The following is a 21,803-nucleotide window of genomic DNA, read 5'->3' on the forward strand; positions in this document are numbered from 1 at the left end:
TCGGCCCCTTAGCGAGCCCCTGCTGTCCGCCTATTCGACCTCTACGCCCGAAGAGTGCACGCCCGCGCGGTACTTGGGTATCCGCACGGTGATCTTCATGCCCGCGCCGGTGCCGGTCTCGATGACGAGGCCGTAGTCGTCGCCGAACACCTGTCTGAGCCGCTCGTCGACGTTCGACAGGCCGATCCCGGTCGAGGTGCCGCCCTCGCCGCACAGGATGGCGCGCAGCTCGCCCGGGTCCATGCCGACCCCGTCGTCCTCGATGACGACCTCCGCCTCCGCGCCGGCGTCCCGGGCGCCGATCGTGATACGGCTGCCGGTGACGGCGCCCTCCAGGCCGTGCTTCACGGCGTTCTCGACGAGGGGCTGAAGGCACAGGAAGGGCAGCGCCACCGGCAGCACCTCGGGCGCGATCTGGAGCGTGACCGAGAGCCGGTCGCCGAACCGGGCCCGGACCAGGGCCAGATACTGGTCGATGGAGTGCAGTTCCTCGGCGAGCGTGGTGAAGTCGCCGTGGCGGCGGAACGAGTAGCGGGTGAAGTCGGCGAATTCCAGAAGGAGTTCGCGGGCACGCTCGGGGTCCGTGCGCACGAACGAGGCGATGGCGGCCAGTGAGTTGAAGATGAAGTGCGGTGAGATCTGCGCGCGCAGCGCCTTGATCTCGGCCTCGATGAGGCGGGTGCGGGAGCGGTCGAGCTCGGCCAGCTCCAGCTGTACGGAGATCCAGCGGGCCACCTCGTCGGCAGCGCGGGCGAGGACGGCCGACTCGCGGGGAGCGTAGGCGACGAGGGCGCCGAGCACGCGCCCGTCGGTGACGATCGGTGCGGCCACGGCCCAGCGCAGCGGGCAGTCGACGGCGCCGCATCCGCAGCCGAACGCGGCGCTGCGCCCGGTGTCGAGCAGCCCTTCGAGATGCCCCATGACCTGTTTGCCGTGCTGGTCCCCCGCGCCGTCCCAGGCGAGGACGGCGGTGCGGTTGGTGAGGCAGAGCGCGTCGGTGCCGAGCAGCCTGCGCAGCCTGCGGGCGGACCTGCGAGCCGACTCCTCGGTGAGCCCGGCCCGCAGCGGCGGCGCGGCGAGCGAGGCGGTGTGCAGCGTGTCGAAGGTGGCCCGCTCCACGGGCGTACCGACGTCGCTGCGGCCCCCTGGGTGCGCCGTGCGCCGGCCGAGGACGAAGCCGCCCGCGAGGAGGAGCGGGCACAGGGCGAGGAGTACGGCGGTGGCGGTCACGGGCGGGCTCCCTGCTCGCCCGCGGAGATCGCCCCGTCCGTGCTGAGCGACTCGGGCAGGTGCAGCCGCGTCATCGTGGCGCTGGTGTGCGGCGGTACCGAGTCCTGGGTGGCCAGCGATACGAGGATCATGGCCAGGAAGCCGACCGGGACCGACCACACGGCGGGCCAGGCGAGCAGCGTGTGCAGCCAGCCGCCGTGTGCGACGCCGGCGACGGTCAGGGTGACCGCGACGAGCGCGGAGCCGCCTCCGAGGAGCAGCCCCGCCCGCGCGCCGGGCGGGGTGAGCCGCCGCCACCAGATGCCGAGGACGAGCAGGGGGCAGAACGAGGACGCGGACACCGCGAACGCCATCCCGACGGCGTCCGCCACCGGCACCCCGCTGACCAGGAGCGCCCCGCCCAGCGGCACGGTCATCGCGAGGAGTGTCGCCAGGCGGAAGTGCCGTACGCCGCGGGCCGGCAGGACGTCCTGGCTGAGCACGCCGGCCACGGCCATCGTCAGGCCCGAGGCGGTCGACAGGAACGCGGCGAAGGCGCCGCCGGCCACGAGCGCCCCGAGCAGGTCGCCGCCGAGCCCGCCTATGGCCCGCCCCGGCAGGAGCAGGACGGCCGCGTCGGCGTCCTGGGTGGCGCTCAGTTCGGGCGCGTAGAGACGGCCGAGCCAGCCGTAGACCGGCGGCAGGAGGTAGAAGAGACCGATGAGGGCGAGCACGGCGACCGTGGTGCGGCGGGCCGCGCGGCCGTTCGGGCTGGTGTAGAAGCGGACCACGACGTGCGGCAGGCCCATCGTGCCGAGGAACGTGGCGACGATGAGGCCGTACGTCGCGTACAGCGGGTGGTCCGCGCGGCTGGTGGCGAGTGGCTGCCCGGAGCCCGCGCCGGACCAGGGCACGCCGTCGGCGGAGGGCGGGGTGCCGCCGTCGCCGTGCCAGGCGAGGACCAGGAAGAACGCGGGCACGAGCAGCGCGGTCAGCTTCAGCCAGTACTGGAAGGCCTGCACGAAGGTGATGGAGCGCATGCCGCCCGCGGCGACCGCGAGGACGACGACGGCGGCGACGAGCGCCCCGCCGAACCAGCGCGGCGCGCCCGTGAGGATCTGCAACGTGAGCCCGGCGCCCTGGAGTTGGGGCACGAGGTAGAGCCAGCCCGCGCCGACCACGAGCATGCTGACGACCCTGCGGACGCTGCGGGACTCCAGGCGGCCCTCGGCGAAGTCGGGCAGCGTGTACGCGCCGGAGCGGCGCAGCGGGGCCGCGACGAACACGAGCAGGACGAGGTATCCGGCGGTGTAGCCGACCGGGTACCAGAGCATGTCGGGGCCGTGCACGAGGAGCAGTCCGGCGACGCCGAGGAAGGAGGCGGCGGAGAGGTACTCCCCGCTGATCGCAGCGGCGTTGAGGCCGGGGCCCACCGTGCGCGAGGCGACGTAGAAGTCGGAGGTGGTGCGGGAGATACGCAGGCCGAAGCCGCCGATGAGGACCGTGGCCAGGACGACCACGGCCACGGCGGGTATCGCGTACGCCTCGTTCACTGCGCGCCGTGACGTTCGCGGACGGCTCTGCCGTGCACGAGGCGGGCGAAGTCGCGTTCGTTGCGCTCGGCCCGGCGCACGTACCACCAGGCGATGAGGACGAGGACCGGGTAGCAGCCGAAGCCGAGGACGATCCAGACGACGGTGGTGTTGTGAAGGGCGTCGAAGAAGAGCGGCAGGGTCGCGACGGGCAGTGCGAGGACCGCGAACGCGGTCAGTCCGGTGCGGAGTTGACTGCGCATCAGGGAGCGGACATACGCCGCGCCCAGCGTCGTCTGTTCGTCGATCTCCCACTGGGTGGGGTGGCCGGGCAGCCGGCGGGCCGCGCGCGGCTCGCCGGTCACGACCTCGCGGCGGGGTGCGGGCTCAGCGCTGGCGGACACGGCCGGAGTGTAGGCGTGGGTGCGGGCCGAGCGGAAGAGGCCGACGGGTATCGGCCCAGGTCACGCGGTTTCCGGTCAGCCGCCCGCGCGCCGCATCAGGAGTTCGCGGACGCGGCTCGCGTGGCGACGGCTGACGGCGAGTTCGGCGTCGCCTATCCGCACGCTCATGCCGCCGCCGTCGAGACGGAGTTCGTCGATGCGGTGCAGGGCGACGAGATGGCTGCGGTGGATCCGGACGAACCCGTGCGGCTGCCAGCGCTCCTCGAGGGTGGTCAGCGGTATGCGCACGAGATGGCTGGCGTCGGCGGTGTGCAGGCGCGCGTAGTCGCCCTGGGCCTCGGCGTACGTGATGTCGGAGACGGCCACGAGGCGGGTGACGCCGCCGAGTTCGACGGGGATCCGGTCGGCGGAGAGATCCACCGCGGGCCGGGCGACGGCGGCCTGCTCGGCGACGCGCCGCACGGCCTCCGCGAGGCGTTCCCTGCGGACGGGCTTGAGGACGTAGTCGACGGCCTTCAGGTCGAAGGCCTGCACGGCGAAGTCCTCGTGGGCAGTGACGAAGACGATCATCGGGGGCTTGGCGAACCCGGCGAGGAGCCGGGCCACGTCGAGGCCCGTGAGCCCGGCCATCTGGATGTCGAGGAAGAGCACGTCGATGGCGCCGGCGTCGTCGCCTCCCGCGTCCAGTGCGCGGCCGATGCGGCGCAGCGCCTCGTTCGCGTCGGTGGCGCCCTCGGCGGCGCGCACCCGCGGGTCGGCCCGCAACAGGTAGAGCAGCTCGGCGAGTGCGGGTTCCTCGTCGTCGACGGCCAGTACGCGCAGCATGCGGCTGGAGTGTAGGTGGTTGCCCCGTGGTGGCCAATCCTGGTGGGACTTGAGTGATTCGGCGGCCGGTTGCGTACGGAAGGGCGAGCGGCACACACCGTCCGGTCAGAGGTCAGACACGTACGACGCGAGGAACGGCATGAGGTCCCTGGATCGGCATCGCGACGCCGGCGCCTACGCGCTGGGCGTTCTCGACGAGGCGGACCGGTTCCGCTTCGAGGACCATCTCGGGCAGTGCCCCGGGTGTGTGGCGCGGCTCGGGGAGTTCGCGTCCACGACAGCGGCCCTGGCCCTGTACGCCCGGGCCACGCCGTCGGCCGTGCAGACGGTCGCCGAAGCGGGTCCTGTGCTCCTGGACGGGTTGCTCGCGCGGATGGAGCGGGTGCGCCGGGCGGGCCGGAGGCGGTGGCTGTGCGCGACGGCGGCGGCGGTCGTGCTCGCCGTGGCGGGGCCGGGTGTCGTGGTTCTGGGCGGATCCGGCGACGGCGCCGTGCGCCTGGACGCGCGGGACGCGGGGACCGGGGTGTCCGCCTCGGTGACGGCGTCCGGCCACGAGTGGGGCACCGGGCTGGGACTCGAGGTCCGCGACGCGCGCGGCCCACGGGTGTGCGAGCTGGTGGTCGTCGGCAAGGACGGTTCGCGGCAGACGGTGACGAGCTGGGCCGTGCGGGCCCATGACGCCGGGGCGACCACGACGCAGAGCGCGGTGGCGCTCCAGCCTCGGGAGATCGCCCGCTTCGAGGTGCGGACCACGGACGGGGCACGCCTGGTGACCATCCCGATGCGGTGAACCTCCGTTCCAGGCAGGCGACTTCGGGCGGCGCACGCCGGTACGCCGTCACTTCAGGAGCTTGGACATCCTGCGGTCCGCGAGCGGCTTGCCGCCCGTCTGGCAGGTCGGGCAGTACTGGAGCGACGAGTCGTGGAAGGACACCTCACGGATGGTGTCGCCGCACACGGGGCACTTCTCCCCCGCCCTGCCGTGCACCCGCAGCCCGCTCTTCTTCTCGGCCTTCAGCCGCCCGGCCGCGACGCCGCGCGAGCGCTCGACGGCCTCGGTCAACGTGTCGCGCAGGGCCTCGTAGAGGACGGACACGTCGTCGGCGGTCAGGCTCGACGCGAGCTTGAACGGGGACATCTTCGCGGCGTGCAGGATCTCGTCGCTGTACGCGTTCCCGATGCCCGCGACGAGGCTCTGGTCGCGCAGCGCCCCCTTGACCTGCCGCCGTTCGCCGTCCAGGAGCGCGGCGAAGCGTGCCTCGTCGAAGCCGTCGGCGAGGGGATCGGGGCCGAGTCTCGCGATGCCGGGGACATCGGCCGGGTCGTGGACGACGTACACGGCGAGGCGCTTCTGGGTGCCCGCCTCAGTGAGGTCGAAGCCCTCGCCGTCCTCCAGGGCGACGCGCAGGGCGAGCGGTCCCTTGCCGGGGCGGGGCGGGCCGTCGGGGAGCCGGTCCTTCCAGTGGAGCCAGCCGGCGCGGGCGAGGTGGGTGACGAGGTGAAGTCCGTCCGCGTCGAGGTCGAGGAACTTGCCGTGCCGCGTCACGCCCGTGACCGTGCGGCCCTCCAGGGCGGCGGGCGGCGGGTCGTACGTCTTGAGGACGCTCACGGCGACGGGCAGGACGCGGACGATCTCGTGCCCCACCAGATGCTCGGTGAGGAAGTCCGTCAGCGCTTCGACCTCGGGAAGTTCCGGCATGGGTCCAGAGTGCCACCGGGCACTGACACCGCCATGTGAGCCGTGGCCACGGCCGGGTCAGTCGCGGGCCGGCACCACGAACTCGCACCACACGCACTTGCCGCTCCCCCGCGCCTCCACGCCCCACACGTCCGCGAGCCGGTCCACGAGGAGCAGGCCGCGCCCCGAGACGCCGTCCTCGCCCGCCTCGCGCCGGCGCGGCAGCGCGCTGGAGGTGTCCTCGACCTCCACGCGCAGCCTGCGGTCGGACGCGGTGATCACGCGGAGGGTGACGACCGCGGGGCCGTCGGTGTGCATCAGCGCGTTGGTGATCATCTCGTCGGCGACGAGCTCGATCTCGTCCGCGCGCCCGCCCGAGCCCCAGGCCCGGACGGCGGCCCTGATCATGTGCCGGGCCTCCCTCAGGGCCTCGGGGTCGTTCGGCGCGACATGCTGCTGGAGCCGGCCGCCCGACTGGGGGGCGCCGATGCCGCGGCGGCGCAGCAGGAGCAGGGCGACATCGTCGTCACCGCCGCGTTCGTCGACGCTCTCGCACAACAGGTCGCCGAGGTCGCCGAGGTCGTGGGGGCCGGTGCCGACAAGGGCCGTGAGGGCCTGGAGTCCGTCATCGAGGTCGGTGCCGGGCTGCTCGACGAGGCCGTCGGTGCACAGGATCAGGGTCTGGCCCGGGTCGAGTTCGACGGTCCCGACCGGGTACTCGAGCCGGCCGAACTCGGCGGAGAGACCCAGCGGCAGGCCGCCGTCGACAGGCACTCTGCGGCAGGTCCCGTCGGTGAGGCGCAGCAGCGGGTCCAGATGCCCGGCGCGCACGAGCTGGACGACGCCGGTCGACAGGTCGGCCTCCGCGTACAGGCAGGTGGCGAACCGCTCGGTGTCGAGTTCGTGGAGGAAGACGGAGGCGCGGGCCATGACGGTGGCGGGCGTGTGCCCCTCGGCGGCGTACGCGCGCAGCACGATGCGCAGCTGTCCCATGACGGCGGCGGCGTGGGTGTCGTGTCCCTGGACGTCGCCGATGACGGCGCCGACGCGTCCGCCGGGCAGCGGGATCACGTCGTACCAGTCGCCTCCGATGTCGCGGCCGAGGGAGGCCGAGCGGTAACGGACGGCGATGTCGGCGCCGGACACGGCGGGGATGGTGCGGGGCAGCATGGCCTGCTGGAGGCCCTGGGCGAGGTCCTTCTCCTGCTCGTAGAACATCGCGCGCTGGAGGCTCTGGGCGATGCTGCTGCCGAGGGCGACGAGGACGTTGCGCTCCTCCTCGGTGAAGCCGCGTTTGTCGTTGTAGAGCAGGCCGAGCGCGCCGATGGGGCGGGCCTGGGCGATGAGCGGCAGGTAGGCGGCGGCCGTGATCTCCAGCTGGGTGATGTGCGGCCACAGCAGCGGGTAGGACCGGGCGAAGTCGTCGGGTGAGTCGATGAAGCGGGGCGCGAGGGTGCGCACGACGTCGCCCATGGGGTAGGGCTCGTCGATCCGCGTGACCTTGGTGCCGGGCACGAAGCTGCCCTCGGGGCCCTCGGCGACGAGGTGGATGCGGCCGGCCCGCACGAGGCCCATGACGAGGCTGGTCGCGCCGAGGTGCTGGAGGCCGTGACTGTCCTTGAGCACGTCGATGACGTCCTGGACGGTGCGGGCGTGGGCGAGTGCGGCGGTGGTGCCCTGGACGACGCTGGTCTGGCGGCGGCGCAGGGCGTCCTGTTCACGCCGGGCCGTGCTGTCGCTGAGCTCCTGGGTGGCGTCGCGGACGAGGCCGACGATGCGGCGCGGGCGGCCGCTGTCGTCCCGTCTGACGTAGCCCTGGGTGTGGGTCCAGCGCATCCTGCCGTCGCGGCATTTGACGCGGAAGTAGGCGCCGTAGTTCTCGCTGCCGTTCTTGAGGGCCGTGGAGACGATGCCGTCGAGCCGGGTGGACTCGGTCGGGGGGACGCGGATACCGAGGGTCTCGGGGCGTCCGTCGTACTCGTCGGGGCGCAGATCGTAGATCTCGTGGGCCTTGGCGTCCATGTGCATCAGGCCGGTGCCGAGGTCCCAGTCGAAGCTGCCGATGCCGAGGTGGTCCCCGAACTCGGCGAGGAAGCAGCAGTCCGCACCGTCTGCCGCCCTGCCGCAGTGGGTGCAGTCGTTCGTACCGGCTTCCATGGGGCCACGCTAGGCGCACGGCGAATCACTCGCATGCGGGGCACGGTGTGCTCCGCATGGCCCTGTGCGCGCCGCGGGGCGCACAGGGCAGGTTGCGTCAGCTGTAGAGGATACTCTCGACGGACGGCTCGCCGGGGATGAGGCCGTTGCCGTCGGGGCTGTCGGGGACGGTGTCCGGGCCGAGGTCGCTGGAGCCGTCGCCGGGGGACGATTCCGGCGGGGTGTCCGTGTCGCCCGGCGCGCTGGTCGGCGGGCCGGCGGGCTTCGAGGCCGGTGCCGACTCGTCCGAGGAGGACGGAGCCGACTCCTCCGAGGAGGGCGGCTGCGACGACGACGGGCTGGTGCTGCCGGAGGACTCCGACGGGCTGCTGCTGGAGCTGCTGCTCGAGCTCGGTGACGTGGACGACGGCGGGGGCGACTCGGAGCTGTCGGAGGGGCTGGGCTTCGGCATCGGGGGTGGCGGCACGCGCTTGTCGTGCTGTCCGTCGTCACCGACCTTCCGCTCGATCCACGTGTTGTCGGTGATGTTCACGATGACGATGTTCGTGATGACCTTCGGTGCCGGGGTGACGACCACGACCTTGGTGGGCTGGTAGCCGGACCACTCCTGTCCCTGGGTGTCCGGCGTCCCCTTGAACGCCACGGGCGGCGCCAGCGGGTTGCCGCACGCGCACCGCACGCGCGGCAACCCGCGTTCGTCCACGAGTACGGCGGTGCCTGCCTGCAGCACGGACTGGTAGCTCGTCGCCTCACCGGAGCGGTAGCCGTGGTTGGTGACGCGGGTGTCGGCGCGCAGTACGACGGGGGTGAGGCCGCGCAGGAAGCCGGGGACGGAGTTCGCGGAGATGCCCGCGGCCTCGGCGAAGGCGCGTTCCTTGGTCGGGTCCGAGGTGAGGAAGGCGACCTGCTTCTCGACGTCGCAGCTTCCGACGGACTGCGTGCCGCCGTAGAGGCCGGGGGTCGCGCCGTCGACGGGACGCATGCCCTGCGTGCTCGCGGTCGCGGTGCCGCTCGGTGACGGCGGCTGCGGCGTTCGGGTGACGGGGGCGGGGGTCTCGGTGCTGGTGGCGGTGGAGTCGGTGAACGGGTCGGGGCCCACCTCCGCCACGGGCTGGAGGAACAGCTCCCCCTTGGCGGCCGAAGCGCCGTTGCCGCTGTCCCCGGAACATCCGGCGACCAGGAGTGCGGCGGTGATCGCAACGGCAGTGACAAGGGTCCTGGTGGGTGAGCGCACCGTGTTCTCCCGCCTACATATGGGCACTTTGCCCCATTGTTTGCGGTGGGATCGGGCATCCCGCAAGCGCAGTGCGATCCCGCACGCGCATTGCCCTCACTCTCCGTCACACTGGAGAGGTGGAGTGGTTCAGCTCGCCCGGGTACTGGCTCGGCCGCCTGATCTTCCAGCGCGGTCTGGCGGCGCTGTATCTCGTCGCCTTCGTGGGGGCGGCGCTGCAGTTCCGGGCGCTGATCGGCGAGCGCGGGATGCTGCCGGTCCCGCGCTACCTGGAGCGGGTGCCGTGGCGGCAGGCGCCGACGCTGTTCAGGGCGTACTACTCGGACCGGTTCTTCGCGGGCGTCGCCTGGGGCGGGGCCGCGGTGTCGGCGGCGCTCGCCGCGGGACTGGCCGACCTGGTGCCGCTGTGGGGATCGATGGCGCTGTGGGTCCTGCCGTGGGTGCTCTATCTGTCGATCGTGAACGTCGGGCAGACCTGGTACGCGTTCGGCTGGGAGTCACTCCTGCTGGAGGTCGGCTTCCTCGCCGTCTTCCTCGGCAACGAACGGGTGGCGCCGCCCCTGCTCGTACTGCTGCTCCTGCGGTGGGTGCTCTTCCGCGTCGAGTTCGGCGCGGGGCTGATCAAGCTGCGCGGGGACGAGTGCTGGCGGAAGCTGACGTGCCTCTACTACCACCATGAGACACAGCCGATGCCGGGCCCGCTGAGCTGGTTCTTCCACCGGCTCCCGCGCCCTTTGCACCGTGTCGAGGCCGGCGCCAACCACGTGACCCAGCTCGTCGTTCCGGTCCTCCTGTTCACCCCGCAGCCGATCGCGACGGCCGCGGCCTGCCTGATGATCCTCACCCAGCTGTGGCTGGTCCTGTCGGGCAACTTCTCCTGGCTGAACTGGCTGACGATCCTGCTCGCCGTGACGGCGGTGGACTTCTCCCTCCTGCGCGAGCCGCCGCACCCGGCCGCCGCCCCGCTCTGGTACGAGTGCGTGGTCATCGCCCTCACCGCGCTCGTCGTCGCGCTGAGCTACCACCCGGCGCGCAACCTGCTGTCCCGGCGCCAGTCCATGAACCGCTCCTACGACTCCCTGCACCTCGTCAACGCGTACGGTGCCTTCGGCAGCGTCGGGCGTATCCGGCACGAGATCGTCATCGAGGGCACGGCCGACCAGGTGCCGCGCGAGGGATCCCCTTGGCTGGTCTACGAGTTCAGGGGCAAGCCGGGCGATCCTGGACGCTGGCCACGCCAGTTCGCGCCCTACCATCTGCGGCTCGACTGGTTGATGTGGTTCGCGGCGCTCTCTCCCCTGTACGCGGAGTCCTGGTTCGGAGGTCTGATGGAGCGGCTCCTGACCGGTGACCGCGACACACTGCGGCTGCTGCGCCACTCCCCGTTCCCCGCCGACGACCCGCCCGCGTACGTCCGGGCCCGCCTCTACCGCTACCGCTTCACCACGTGGCGCGAGCTGCGGGCCACGGGCGCCTGCTGGGAGCGGACGTACGTACGCGAGTTCCTGCGTCCGACGCGACTCGCCGTCCCCCGGAGCCGGAGCCGGTAGCAACCTCCCGGAGTCAGAGCCCGTAGACGCGGGTCGCCGTGCCGGCGAAGACCGCGTCGCGCTCAGCAGCGGTCAGCGATCCGGTCAACTCCTCTGCTGCTTGAATGACTTGCTCGTATGTCGCCGCGAGGGTGCACACCGGCCAGTCCGAGCCGAACATCAGGCGGTCGGGCCCGAACGCCTCCAGGACCGTGTCGGCGTACGGCCGCAGCGCCGCCGGCGTCCACGCCGCCCAGTCGGCCTCGGTGACCAGGCCGGAGAGTTTGCAGACCGTGTTGGGGAGGGCCGCGAGCGCGCGCACGTCGTCGGCCCAGGGCTCGGTGACGCCCGACGCGACGGGCGGCTTGCCGCAGTGGTCGAGTACGAAGGTGAGGCCGGGCAGACCGGCGGCGGCCGCGGCGCAGGCCGGGAGCTGGTGGGGCAGGACCACGAGGTCGTAGACCAGACCGGCCTCGGCGACGGCCGCGAGGCCGCGGCGCACGTCGGGCCGCAGCAGCCACCCCGGGTCGGACTCCCCCTGGACCTGGTGACGGATGCCCTTCAGGTGACGCCCGCCGGGGAGTTCGGCGAGGCGGGCCAGGGTGTCGGCGATGTCGGGGCGTGTGAGGTCGGCCCAGCCGACCACTGCGGCCACGAGTTCGCTGTCGTGGGCCAGGGCGAGGAACTCCGGGGTCTCCTCCTCGACGGTGACGGTCTGTACGAGGACGGTCGCCGTGACCGCGGACTTGCGCGCGAGGGGTGCCAGGTCGTGGAGCGTGAAGTTTCGCCGGATCGGGGCGAGTTGCCTGCCGGTGATCCAGTCCTGGTCGCGCACGGAGAGGTCCCAGACGTGGTGGTGCGCGTCGACGACGGCGGGCATCACAGCTCCCACACGACGGGCAGGCCCGCGTCCGCGCCGTCGGCCGAGTAGTCGTGGACGACGTCGAGGAGCTCGGCCATACGGGCCTGCCAGGCGATGTTCACCGGGAGCTTGTCCAGCTCGGCGAGCATGCGGGCGTAGTCCTCGCACTCCAGGACGTGGAACAGGTCGGTCCCGCTGCGCCAGATGGTCCACGACGTGGCACCGGCCGCGCGGATGGCCGTCCGGAGTTCGGCCGGGACCTCGCGGTGCGCGGCCTCGTACGCGTCGACGCGGTCGGCGCGGACCTTGGTGTGCAGGGCGATTCTCACGTGTGCTCCTCTCCGGGAACGGGGGCCGGGACGGGGACTTCGCCGGCAAGGAGCCCCGCGGCGCGGGCTTCCTCCCAGAACGCGGCCGGCACGGCGACGCCGAACTGCTGTGTGGTGTCGCGGACTTCGCGCGGCGAGCGCGTACCGACTAGGACGCTCGCCACCGCCGGATGGCCGAACGGAAAGGCGAGTGCGGCCGCCCGGAGGGTGATGCCGTGCCGCTGCGCCAGGTCCTTCAACCGGTAGGCGCGGTCGAGGACTTCGCGGGGCGCGGCCGCGTAGTCGTACGTCGCGCCGGGCCGCGGGTCGGCGAGGAGGCCGGAGTTGAACACTCCGCCGACGACGACCGACGTGCCGCGCGCCTGCGCCTCGGGCAGCAGCTCCGCCAGCGCCCCCTGGTCGAGGAGGGTGTAGCGGCCCGCGCACAGCACGGCGTCCACATCGGTGTCACGGACGAACCGGGTGAGCATGGCGGCCTGATTCATGCCGGCGCCGATCGCCCCGACGAGACCCTCGGCACGCAGGCGCTCAAGGGCCGGGTAGCCCTCACGGAACGCCTGCTCACCGTGGTCGTCCGGGTCGTGCAGATAGACGACATCGACGCGGTCGAGGCCGAGCCGCGTCAGGCTGTCCTCCAGGGAGCGGCGCACCCCGTCCGCGCTGAAGTCCCAGACCCGGCGGTGCGTGGCGGGCACGGCGAACCCGTTCCCCAGGTCGTCGCCCCCGCTCTCCGCGGCCGGTACGAGGAGCCGCCCCGCCTTGGTGGAGACGGTGTACGCGGACCGGTCCCGGGCCGCGAGCGCCTCGCCGAGGCGCCGCTCGGACAGGCCGATGCCGTAGTGCGGGGCCGTGTCGAAGTAGCGGATGCCCGCGCCCCAGGCCGCGTCGACCGCGGCCCTGGCCTCCTCGTCGGTGACGGGCGTGTACAGGTTGCCGATGCCGGCGGCGCCGAAGGACAGCTCGGTGACGTCGACGCCGCTCCGGCCCAGGGTGCGGGTGCGCATGGCGGTCACTGGCCCGCGGGGCGCAGGCGCAGGCCCTGCATGCCGCCGTCGACGGCCAGGGCGGTGCCGGTCGTGGCGCCGGACAGCGGGCTCGCCAAGTACGCGACGGCGCCAGCTACTTCGGCCGCGGAGACGAGACGCCCCGTGGGCTGGCGGGAGGCGAGGGCCGCGCGTTCGGCGGCCGGGTCGGGGGCGGCGGACAGCAGCCGGCCGACCCATGGGGTGTCCACGGTCCCCGGGTTGACGCAGTTGACGCGAACTCCTTCGCGGACGTGGTCCGCGGCCATGGCGAGCGTCAGGGAGTACACGGCGCCCTTCGACGCCGAGTACAGGGCGCGCTGCGGGAGGCCGGCCGTCGCGGCGATGGAGCAGGTGTTGACGATCGCCGCGTGCGACGACTCCCGAAGGTGGGGCAGGGCGGCGCGGGTCGTGCGGACGATGCCGAGGACGTTGACGTCGAGGACGCGGTGCCACTGGTCGTCGTCGTTGTCCTCGACGGTGCCCTGGGCGCCGATGCCCGCGTTGTTGACGAGGACGTCGAGGCCGCCGAGGTCCGCCACGGCGGCGGCGACGGAGGCGCGGACGGAGGCGTCGTCGCTGACGTCGGCGGTGTAGCCGCGCAGTGGCTTGTCGACGCCGCCCGGGTCGAGGTCGAGCACGGCGACACTCGCGCCGCGGGCGGCGAGGAGTTCGGCGGTGGCCCGGCCGATCCCGGACGCTCCGCCGGTGACGAGGGCCTTGAGCCCCGCGAAGTCCTGCACGTCGCTGGCGTCGGTCATGCCGCTGCACCCTTCTGGTCGGTGACGCCCTGCCGGGCGAGGTCGGCGGCCCAGAACGCGCCGTCGGGGTAGGTGTACTCCGCGATGGACTCGGGCCGCATCGCGGCGGAGAATCCGGGCGCCGTAGGCGCCGTGTAGTGGCCGTCGCGCATCACGACGGGGTCGATGAAGTGTCCGTGCAGATGGTCGACGTACTCGATGACGCGGTCCTGCGTGGTGCCGGCGAGGGCGACGTAGTCGAACATCGAGAGGTGCTGGACGAGTTCGCACAGGCCGACGCCGCCCGCGTGCGGGCACACGGGGACGCCGAACTTGGCGGCGAGCAGCAGGATGGCGAGGTTCTCGTTGACGCCGCCGACGCGCGCCGCGTCGATCTGGAGGATGTCGATGGCGCCGGCCTGGAGGAGCTGCTTGAAGATGATGCGGTTCTGGACGTGCTCGCCGGTGGCGACCTTCACGGGCGCCACGGCCCTGCGGATCGCCGCGTGGCCGAGGACGTCGTCGGGGCTGGTCGGCTCCTCCACCCAGTACGGGTCGAACTCGGCGAGCGCCCTGGTCCACTCGATGGCCTCGCCGACGTTCCACCGCTGGTTGGCGTCGATCGCCATCCGGATGTCCGGGCCGATCACCGCGCGGGCGGTGCGGCAGCGCCGGATGTCGTCGGCGAGGTCGGCGCCGACCTTCAGCTTGATCTGCCGGAAGCCGTCGGTGACGGCCTGCCGGGCGAGCCGGCCGAGCTTCTCGTCGGAGTAGCCGAGCCAGCCGGGTGAGGTGGTGTAGCCGGGGAAGCCGCGCTCGCGCAGGGCGCTCTCGCGTTCCGCCGCGCCCTCGCGGCCCGATCTGAGGAGCGCGAGGGCCTCGTCGGGGGTGAGGGCGTCGGCGATGTAGCGGAAGTCGATCTGCGAGACGAGCCACTCGGGCGTCGCGTCGGCCAGGAACTGCCACAGCGGCTTGCGGGCGCGCTTGGCCGCCAGGTCCCACACGGCGTTGACGACGGCGCCGATCGCCATGTGCATCACGCCCTTCTCGGGGCCCAGCCAGCGGAGCTGGCTGTCACCGATCAGGTCGCGGTTCAACGTCCCCGGGTCGGCGCACAGTTCGTCGACCCCCCGGCCGACGACATGGTGCCGCAGGGCGTCGATCGCGGCGACCTGGACATCGTTGCCACGGCCGATGGTGAACGTGAATCCGTGCCCCTCGGCTCCGTCGGCGGCGTCGGTGCGGAGCACGACGTAGGCGGCGGAGTAGTCGGGGTCCGGGTTCATGGCGTCGGATCCGTCCAGCTCCCGCGAGGTGGGGAACCGGATGTCATAGGTGTCGACCGCGGTGATTCGGGCGGCAGTTGGAGACACGGGTGGCCTTTCTTGCTGAAACGTCTCGCTGAGGCGGGGGTCAGTCCTGGGCGCGGCCGGTCGTCACACGGGCGATCATCAGGGCGAGGAGGATGATCCCGCCGTAGATGGCCTGGATCCAGAACGAGGGAACCTGGGCGAGGGTCAGCAGGTTCTGGACGACGCCGAGCAGCAGGACGCCGGTGAGGGCGCCGAACATGGTGCCCTTGCCGCCGTCCAGGCTGATACCGCCGATGACCGCCGCCGCGAACACGGTGAAGATCATGTTGTTGCCCTGGTTGGCGCTGATCGCGCCGACGTAGCCGGTCTGCATGATCCCGCCGACCGCGGCGAGGACTCCCGCGATGACGAACACGCCGAGCATCACGCGCTCGACGCAGATGCCCGCGGCGCGTGCGGCGTCGGCGTTGCCGCCGATCGCGTACAGGGCGCGTCCGATCCGGTGGTACTTCAGGACGAGGCCCACCACGCCGAAGGCGACGGCGGCCAGCCACACGGACATCGGGATGCGCAGGAACGTCGTGGTCGCGAGGGAGAAGAACGCGTCGGGCATCCCGAACAGCGTCTTGCCCTTGGTCGCGCCGACGAGCAGTCCGCGCAGGACGATCAGCATCGCCAGGGTCACGATGAAGGCGTTGAGCTTGAACTTCACGACGAGGATGCCGTTGAAGGCCCCGATCACCGCGCCCACGACGAGGATCGCGAGCAGCGCGAGCACGGTCGGGAACTCGGTGCCGAATCCGGACTGGGAGGCGGGCAGGACGAGCAGGGCGCCGACGGCGGGCGCGATGCCGACCACCGACTCCAGGGACAGGTCGAACTTGCCCGTGATGAGGACGAGCGACTCGGCGAGGACGACCATCGCGAGGGCTGCGGACGCGCCGAGGATGGAGATCAGGTTGCGCTCGGTGAGGAACGAGTCGTTGACGACCGCCCCGAGCACCATCAGCAGCAACAGGGCCGGCACGAGGGCGAGTTCGCGCGCCCGGCGCAACAGGACGTTCTTCGCGGAGCCCTTGCCGGGCAGCCGTACGGGGGTGGCTGTTGAGGCCGACGGGGCCTTGATGTCAGCCATGGTCCACTCCTTCGATGGAGGCGATCAGCTCGTGGTCGTTCCAGCCGGCCGCGTGCTCGGCGACGACCTTCCCGTGGAAAAGGACGAGGACCCGGTCACAGCGGCGCAGGTCGTCGAGCTCGTCGGAGACGACGAGGACCGCGGTGCCGTCCTCGCGGGCGCTGTCCATGCGGGACAGCAGGGACTCCTTGGACTTCACGTCGACGCCCGCGGTGGGGTTGATGAGGACGAGAAGCCGGGGGTCGGAGGCGAGGGCCCGGGCCATGACGACCTTCTGGGCGTTGCCCCCGGAGAGGTCGGACACGGGCTGGTCGGGCCCCTCGGCGTGGATGTCGAGGCGGTCGATCAGGTCGGCGGCGAAGCGGCGCTTGCGGTCGGTGCCGACGAACCCGTAGCGGCCCAGACGTCCGAGGACACTCATGGTGGCGTTGTCGCCGATGGTCATGCCGGTGACGAGGCCCTGGTCGTGCCGGTCGCGCGGCACGCAGCCGACGCCCGCGGCGAGCGAGGCTCCCACGTCGCCGAACGGCAGCTGCCTGCCGTCGAGCCGGGCCGTTCCGGCGGTCGGCCTGTGCAGCCCGGCGAGCGCCTCGGCGAGCTGGATCTTGCCGCTGCCGCTGGATCCGGCGAGTCCGACGACCTCGCCGCTGCGGATGGTCAGGTCGACGTCGTCGTACGCCTCCGAGGTGAGGCCGCGCGCGTCGAGGAGGACGGTGGCGTCGGGCTCGTGCTCCACGGCGGCGCGGGCGGCCGCGCGCTGCTCGGCGATGACCTCGCCGGCCATCGCCTCGACCAGTGCGGCGCGCGGCAGTTCCGCGACCGGCGCCGTGGTGATCCAGCGGGCGTCGCGCAGCACGGTGACCGTCTGGCAGACCTCGTACACCTCCTGGAGGTGGTGCGAGATGAACAGGAACGTGACGCCGGACTCCTGGAGGGCCCGCATGCGCGTGAAGAGGCGCTCGATCTCGCGGTTGTCGAGCTGTGCGGTGGGCTCGTCGAGGACGATGAAGCGGGCGCCTCCGCTCAACGCCCTTGCGATCTCGACCATTTGGCGGTCCTCGACCTTGAGGTCCGCGGTGCGGGCGTCGGGGTCGACGTGGATGTCCCAGGTGCCGAGGACCTGCGCGGCCTCCTCCTGGAGCTTGCGCCAGGAGAAGAAGCCGCGGCGGCTGCCGGGCTGCCGGTTGATGAAGAGGTTCTCGGCGACCGTCAGTTCGGGTACGACGGTCGGCTTCTGGTAGACGCAGGCGACCTTGGCGCGCCAGGCGTCGCGGTCGCTGAGCGGGGGCGCGGGCTCGCCGTCGAACAGGAGGGTGCCCGCGTCCGGTGCCTGGAGGCCGGTGAGGACCGTGACCAGGGTGGACTTGCCGGCGCCGTTGCGGCCCACGAGGGCGTGGGACTCGCCGGGCAGGACGGTCAGGCGACCGTCCTGCAGGGCGACCGTGGGACCGTACCGCTTGGCGATGCCCGACGCCTCGACCAGCGGCCTGACCGCCGGCGTGGTTGTCGTCGAGGTGCTCATTTGACCGTGTTTCCCCAGAGCTTCGGGTCGTCGACGTTGTCCTTGGTGACGAGCGGCGCGGGCAGCTGGTCCTCGAGGATGCCGCTGGGCAGCTTGACGATCTCCGAGTCGTGGTCGGTGGGACCGGGCTTGAACGTCTTCCCCTGCATCGCCGCCTTGATGTAGTACATGCCGTACTTGGCGTAGGCGTCGGCGGGCTGGGAGACGGTCGCGTCGATCTGGCCCTTGCGGATCGCGTCGAACTCCTGCGGGATGCCGTCGTTCGAGACGATCGCGATGTGGCCCTTCTCGCCGGTCTTCTTCAGCATGCCCTTGGACTTGAGGGTCTGCAGGGTGGGCGCGAGGTAGACGCCGCCCGCCTGCATGTAGATGCCCTTGATGTCGGGGTTGGCGTTGAGGAGGGTGTCCAGCTTGGACGCGGCGGTGTCGGACTCCCACTTGGCGGGGATCTCCAGGACCTTGAGGTCCGGGTACTTCTTCTTGACGCAGTCGCGGAAGGCCTGCGAGCGCTCGCGGCCGTTCACGGAGGCGAGGTCACCCATGATCTGGACGACCTTGCCGGTCTTGACCTGCTGGCCGAGGTACTCGCAGGCCTTCTCGCCGTACGCGACGTTGTTGGCGCGTACGACCATGGCGACCTTGCCCTTCTCGGGCGCGACGTCCACGGCGACGACGGGGACGCCCTTGCGCTCGGCCTGGTCGAGGCCGGCGGAGATCGCGGCGCTGTCGAGGGGCGCGACGACGAGGCCCTTGACGCCCTGGTTGAGCTGGTTGTTGATGTCCGTGATCTGCTGCGAGGGGTCGCTGTTGGAGTTGACGGTCTTGAGCGCGTCCACGCTCTCGGACTTCGCCATCTTCGGCACGTAGTCGTTGTACGACTGCCAGAACGGCGAGGTGAGCAGGGGCAGGATGACCCCGACCTTGCCCTTTCCGTCGCCGCCGCCCTTGCCGCCGGAGGCGACGTCGTCCTTCGTGCTGCCGCACGCGGAGAGCACCAGGGCGGCGCAAGCGGCGACCGCCGCCGCGCCGACGATCCGCGACCTGTTCCGCTTGCGCACTGTTCTGCCGGCCATCTGACGGCTCCTCATCGAGCGAGATCGAGCGACTTCTGGTACCTGATGGCGGAAATATTTATCAGACCACTTGGCGGCCACAACACCCCTCGTCGCCAACTTTTCCGCGTTTCAAGCCGTAGTGGTCGGACCACATCTCTGGCTAGACTGCGGCGCACCCGGCAAATTGAGGAGCGTCCGTGGAACAGACCGCCCCGCAGAAGGGCACCGTGACGCAGCGGGCCATCGAGCAGATCAAGGCGATGATCGGCGAGGGACTGCTCGAGCCGGGCCAGCGGCTGCCGACGGAGCGCGATCTGGCCACCCAGCTCGGCATCTCGCGCAGCTCCATGCGTGAGGCCATCAGGGCGCTCACGGTCCTCGGCGTCCTGGAGGCGCGGCACGGATCCGGCATCTACGTCACGCAGTTGAACGCCGGGGATCTCCTGGAGACGTTCGGCGTCGTCGCCGATCTCTCGCGCGGGGCCCGTCTCGTGGAGCTGATGGAGGTGCGCCGGGTGCTCGAGTCGACGGCCACGGCGCTGGCCGCGGCACGTATCACTGCGGAGCAACTCGCCGAGGTGGAGCTGCACTTGGCGGCGATGGCGGCGACGGACGACCCCGAGGAGATCCTCTCCCACGACCTGGCGTTCCACCGGGCGATCGCCACGGCCGCGGGCAATGACACGATGGCCGCGATCCTGGACGGACTGTCCTCACGGACGTTCCGGGCGCGCGTCTGGCGCGGCTACCAGGAGGAAGGCGCGTTCGAGCGTACGGGCCGCGAGCACGCGCGGATCCACCGCGCGCTGGTCGACCGCGACCCGGAGGCGGCGCGCGCCGCGGCGGCGGCCCATGTGGGCGAGGTCGAGGCCTGGATGCGCAGCCAGCTCGACGCCGAACCGGCCTGACCACGCCCCGCGAGAGGGAGGGTCAGCGCGGCGCCCGTGCCGCGAGCGCCGAGAGCAGGAGTTCCAGCGCCGCCCCGAAGGAACTCTGCGCCATGAGGGGCAAGTGCTCGCGAACGGCGTCGAGTTGGGGGTACGTGTCCGCAGGGAGCGACTGGTACGTGTCCGTCCAGGCGCTGTGGTCCTGGGCGCGCCGCTCGGGCGGCAGCGCCAGATGGGAGGCGTCCAGGGCCGCGTGCCCGAGCGCCGTGTCCACGAACGCCGCGTAGTACCGCACGGCCGTGGCCGCGTCGAAGCCCGCGCTCCGCAGCAGCCCGATTCCCGTCTCCACCGCCTTGACCTCGTTGATCCGACGCGTCACCCGGTACGCGGCCATGGCGGCGATCCGCGGGTGCTCGCTGTAGGCGCGATGGATCCGCCGCCCCATGGTCCGCAGGTCCGCGACCCAGTCGTCGCCGCGTGTGAAGCCGGCCATGCTCTCGCCGATGATCCGGTCGGCGACGGCGAGGAGCAGGTCGTCCGTGTTGTGGAAGTAGCGGTAGACGGCGCTCGGGTCGCAGCCGAGCGCGGCGCCCAGCCTGCGCACGCTCAGCGCGTCCGGCCCGTGCTGGCCGACCAGGCGCAGGGCGCAGTCGACGATCAGGTCGCCGGAGAGCAGCACCCCCGACTTGGTCGGCTTGCGGCGCCGCCGCTCCACCGGAATCCGCCCCTCGGTCATCCCGAATCCCCTTCCGTCCGCGCCGCCCGTTCCCCTTATGTCAACACCATTGACGCAACATTGACAAGGCCTGTTTGATCGCACCCTCCCTCCCCTCCTCCGGTTTCAGGAGTGTCCGAATGAGCAGCGAACCCCCTGGCCTGCGCCGTTCCCTCGGTGTCGTCGACGGCGTCGCCATCGCCGCGTCCAGTACCGCGGCCACCACCAGCATCGGGATCGGCATGGGCGCGCTCGCCGCGACGGTGGGCCTCCAGGCCCCGGCGATCCTGCTCGTGGCGTTCCTGCCGATCCTCGGCATCGCCTCCGCGTACGCCCGCCTCAACCGCTCCGAGCCGAACATGGGCAGCGGCTATGTGTGGGTCGGCAAGTCGCTCGGCCCGTGGCCCGGCTTCATCACGGGCTGGGTCACCCTGATCGGCACGGTGATCTTCATGGCGTACACCAGCGCCGTGACAGGGTCGGTCTTCCTCCAGTTCGCGAACAAGGCCGGCTGGCACCACGCCCTCGGACTCACGCTGGACCCGAACTCGACGGCCCTGAGTACGGTGGTCGGCCTCCTGGTCCTGGCCGTCGTGACGTACACGGCGATCACCGGTGTCCGCAAGGCCACCCGGCTCCAGACCTGGCTGCTCGTCTTCGAGTACGCGGTCCTGCTGGCGTTCTGCGGCTGGGCCCTGATCTCGGGCAGCCACGCCTTCCAGTGGTCCTGGCTGAACCCCCTCGCCATCCACGACGGCACTGCCTTCGCCCAGGGCCTCGTCCTCGCGGTGTTCTTCTTCTGGGGCTGGGACGCGGCGTTCAGCGTCACGGAGGAGACGAAGAACGTGCGCGACGCCGGCCGGGGCGGCTTCATCGCCCTCTTCACGATGCTCGCGATGTTCCTCTACGGTGCCGTGGCCTTCCAGCGCGAGATGAGCCTGCCCGAACTGATCGCCCAGGGCCCGCAGGGCCTCACCTACCTGGGCGCGAAGCTCGCCGACGAGCCGTGGGCGACGCTGCCGCTGCTCGCGCTGATGTTCTCCGCGGTCGCCTCGCTCCAGTCGAGCGTCATCCCTACGGCCCGCGGCCTCCTCGCCATGGGCCGCGACCGCACGATGGGCCAGGTGTGGACCCGCGTCTCGCCCCGTTACGGGTCCCCGGCCCTGGGCACGGTCCTCATCATGTCGATCTCAGCCGGGGTCTCCGTGCTTGCGCTGGCCATCCCCAAGCTCAACGAGATGATCCTCGCCGCCGTCAACTCCATCGGCCTCGTCGTCGCCCTCTACTACGGCCTGACGGCGCTCGCCTGCGCGGTCCGCTTCCGCGCCGCCCTGCGCGGCCCGCTGTCCGGTGCGCTGCGCGCGGTCGTGGCTCCCGGCGTCAGCGCCCTCGCGCTCCTCGGGATCGGCGTCTACCTCGCGCGCTCCTACGTGACGATGAGCGACCGCTTCGAACTCAGCCCGGACAACGGGTGGTTCATGCTGTCGGTACCGGTCGCGATCGTCGCGTCCGGCCTGGTGATGGCCGCGTACGCCAAGTACGTGCGCCGCTCCCCGTACTTCGTCACGGGCGGCGGCACCGCGCCCGAGACGGCCCCCCTGACCCCCGAACATTCCTGACCGGCACCGACCGGCCCGTCCCCTCACCCCAAGGAG

General features: G+C 71.8%; 20 protein-coding genes. 4 read left to right on the forward strand and 16 right to left on the reverse strand.

Annotation, left to right across the window (positions count from 1 at the left end):
- Positions 1 to 30: 30 nt before the first annotated feature.
- The 4 genes from ACZ67T_RS27395 to ACZ67T_RS27410 all read right to left on the reverse strand — a co-directional run bounded on the left by ACZ67T_RS27395 (position 31) and on the right by ACZ67T_RS27410 (position 3,970).
- Positions 31 to 1,230 carry a sensor histidine kinase gene (locus tag ACZ67T_RS27395; protein ID WP_469987635.1) on the reverse strand — a complete coding sequence of 400 codons (1,200 nt, stop codon included), beginning with the start codon at positions 1,228 to 1,230 and terminating at the stop codon, positions 31 to 33.
- A complete protein-coding gene (locus ACZ67T_RS27400; protein ID WP_469987636.1) occupies positions 1,227 to 2,762 on the reverse strand; it encodes a sodium/solute symporter in 1,536 nt (511 codons plus the stop codon). The genes ACZ67T_RS27395 and ACZ67T_RS27400 overlap by 4 nt, the downstream gene beginning before the upstream one ends.
- Complete coding sequence (locus ACZ67T_RS27405; protein ID WP_469987854.1) at positions 2,759 to 3,106, reverse strand: DUF485 domain-containing protein; 348 nt, start codon at positions 3,104 to 3,106, stop codon at positions 2,759 to 2,761. The genes ACZ67T_RS27400 and ACZ67T_RS27405 overlap by 4 nt, the downstream gene beginning before the upstream one ends.
- A gap of 114 nt (positions 3,107 to 3,220) precedes the next feature.
- Entirely contained in the window at positions 3,221 to 3,970 is a 750-nt protein-coding gene (locus ACZ67T_RS27410; protein WP_469987637.1) for a LytR/AlgR family response regulator transcription factor, read from the reverse strand.
- A 139-nt stretch (positions 3,971 to 4,109) separates the two neighbouring features.
- Between ACZ67T_RS27410 and ACZ67T_RS27415 the strand changes: the two genes are divergently transcribed.
- Positions 4,110 to 4,760, forward strand: a complete 651-nt coding sequence (locus ACZ67T_RS27415) for a zf-HC2 domain-containing protein (protein ID WP_469987638.1) — start codon at positions 4,110 to 4,112, stop codon at positions 4,758 to 4,760.
- A gap of 48 nt (positions 4,761 to 4,808) precedes the next feature.
- On the opposite strand, the gene ACZ67T_RS27420 is transcribed toward ACZ67T_RS27415, so the two are convergent.
- The 3 genes from ACZ67T_RS27420 to ACZ67T_RS27430 form a co-directional block, all read right to left on the reverse strand.
- Positions 4,809 to 5,669: an Fpg/Nei family DNA glycosylase gene (locus ACZ67T_RS27420; protein WP_469987639.1), complete on the reverse strand. Its 861-nt coding sequence runs from the start codon at positions 5,667 to 5,669 to the stop codon at positions 4,809 to 4,811.
- A 57-nt stretch (positions 5,670 to 5,726) separates the two neighbouring features.
- Entirely contained in the window at positions 5,727 to 7,805 is a 2,079-nt protein-coding gene (locus ACZ67T_RS27425) for a SpoIIE family protein phosphatase (RefSeq protein ID WP_469987640.1), read from the reverse strand.
- A gap of 97 nt (positions 7,806 to 7,902) precedes the next feature.
- The gene (locus ACZ67T_RS27430) at positions 7,903 to 9,039 is read right to left on the reverse strand and encodes a DUF6777 domain-containing protein (RefSeq protein WP_469987641.1); all 1,137 of its coding nucleotides are present in this window, start codon (positions 9,037 to 9,039) and stop codon (positions 7,903 to 7,905) included.
- Between the two features lie 119 nt (positions 9,040 to 9,158).
- Here ACZ67T_RS27430 and ACZ67T_RS27435 point away from each other — a divergent pair, with 119 nt between their 5' ends.
- Positions 9,159 to 10,589 carry a lipase maturation factor family protein gene (locus ACZ67T_RS27435; protein ID WP_469987642.1) on the forward strand — a complete coding sequence of 477 codons (1,431 nt, stop codon included), beginning with the start codon at positions 9,159 to 9,161 and terminating at the stop codon, positions 10,587 to 10,589.
- A gap of 13 nt (positions 10,590 to 10,602) precedes the next feature.
- On the opposite strand, the gene ACZ67T_RS27440 is transcribed toward ACZ67T_RS27435, so the two are convergent.
- The 8 genes from ACZ67T_RS27440 to ACZ67T_RS27475 are packed head-to-tail and all read right to left on the reverse strand — an operon-like array spanning position 10,603 to position 18,564.
- Positions 10,603 to 11,448, reverse strand: coding sequence for an amidohydrolase family protein (locus ACZ67T_RS27440; RefSeq protein ID WP_469987643.1), 846 nt, complete (start codon positions 11,446 to 11,448; stop codon positions 10,603 to 10,605).
- Positions 11,448 to 11,759: an L-rhamnose mutarotase gene (locus tag ACZ67T_RS27445; RefSeq protein WP_469987644.1), complete on the reverse strand. Its 312-nt coding sequence runs from the start codon at positions 11,757 to 11,759 to the stop codon at positions 11,448 to 11,450. Before ACZ67T_RS27445 ends, ACZ67T_RS27440 begins: the two co-directional genes overlap by 1 nt.
- The gene (locus ACZ67T_RS27450; RefSeq protein WP_469987645.1) at positions 11,756 to 12,763 is read right to left on the reverse strand and encodes an aldo/keto reductase; all 1,008 of its coding nucleotides are present in this window, start codon (positions 12,761 to 12,763) and stop codon (positions 11,756 to 11,758) included. Before ACZ67T_RS27450 ends, ACZ67T_RS27445 begins: the two co-directional genes overlap by 4 nt.
- Positions 12,764 to 12,768: 5 nt before the next feature.
- Positions 12,769 to 13,524 carry an SDR family NAD(P)-dependent oxidoreductase gene (locus ACZ67T_RS27455; RefSeq protein ID WP_469987855.1) on the reverse strand — a complete coding sequence of 252 codons (756 nt, stop codon included), beginning with the start codon at positions 13,522 to 13,524 and terminating at the stop codon, positions 12,769 to 12,771.
- 14 nt (positions 13,525 to 13,538) lie between these two features.
- The gene (locus ACZ67T_RS27460) at positions 13,539 to 14,894 is read right to left on the reverse strand and encodes an L-fuconate dehydratase (protein WP_469987646.1); all 1,356 of its coding nucleotides are present in this window, start codon (positions 14,892 to 14,894) and stop codon (positions 13,539 to 13,541) included.
- 40 nt (positions 14,895 to 14,934) lie between these two features.
- A complete protein-coding gene (locus tag ACZ67T_RS27465) occupies positions 14,935 to 15,969 on the reverse strand; it encodes an ABC transporter permease (RefSeq protein ID WP_469987647.1) in 1,035 nt (344 codons plus the stop codon).
- Positions 15,962 to 17,491, reverse strand: a complete 1,530-nt coding sequence (locus ACZ67T_RS27470; RefSeq protein WP_469987648.1) for a sugar ABC transporter ATP-binding protein — start codon at positions 17,489 to 17,491, stop codon at positions 15,962 to 15,964. The genes ACZ67T_RS27465 and ACZ67T_RS27470 overlap by 8 nt, the downstream gene beginning before the upstream one ends.
- Entirely contained in the window at positions 17,488 to 18,564 is a 1,077-nt protein-coding gene (locus ACZ67T_RS27475) for a sugar ABC transporter substrate-binding protein (protein ID WP_469987649.1), read from the reverse strand. Before ACZ67T_RS27475 ends, ACZ67T_RS27470 begins: the two co-directional genes overlap by 4 nt.
- A gap of 179 nt (positions 18,565 to 18,743) precedes the next feature.
- On the opposite strand from ACZ67T_RS27475, the gene ACZ67T_RS27480 reads away from it, so the two are divergent.
- The gene (locus ACZ67T_RS27480) at positions 18,744 to 19,454 is read left to right on the forward strand and encodes a FadR/GntR family transcriptional regulator (RefSeq protein WP_469987650.1); all 711 of its coding nucleotides are present in this window, start codon (positions 18,744 to 18,746) and stop codon (positions 19,452 to 19,454) included.
- Between the two features lie 22 nt (positions 19,455 to 19,476).
- Here the strand turns inward: ACZ67T_RS27480 and ACZ67T_RS27485 are convergent, their stop codons facing one another.
- The gene (locus ACZ67T_RS27485; protein ID WP_469987651.1) at positions 19,477 to 20,169 is read right to left on the reverse strand and encodes a TetR/AcrR family transcriptional regulator; all 693 of its coding nucleotides are present in this window, start codon (positions 20,167 to 20,169) and stop codon (positions 19,477 to 19,479) included.
- A gap of 119 nt (positions 20,170 to 20,288) precedes the next feature.
- On the opposite strand from ACZ67T_RS27485, the gene ACZ67T_RS27490 reads away from it, so the two are divergent.
- A complete protein-coding gene (locus ACZ67T_RS27490; RefSeq protein ID WP_469987652.1) occupies positions 20,289 to 21,767 on the forward strand; it encodes an APC family permease in 1,479 nt (492 codons plus the stop codon).
- The last annotated feature ends 36 nt before the right edge of the window (positions 21,768 to 21,803 follow it).

The organism is Streptomyces sp. NPDC107517 (assembly GCF_055582645.1).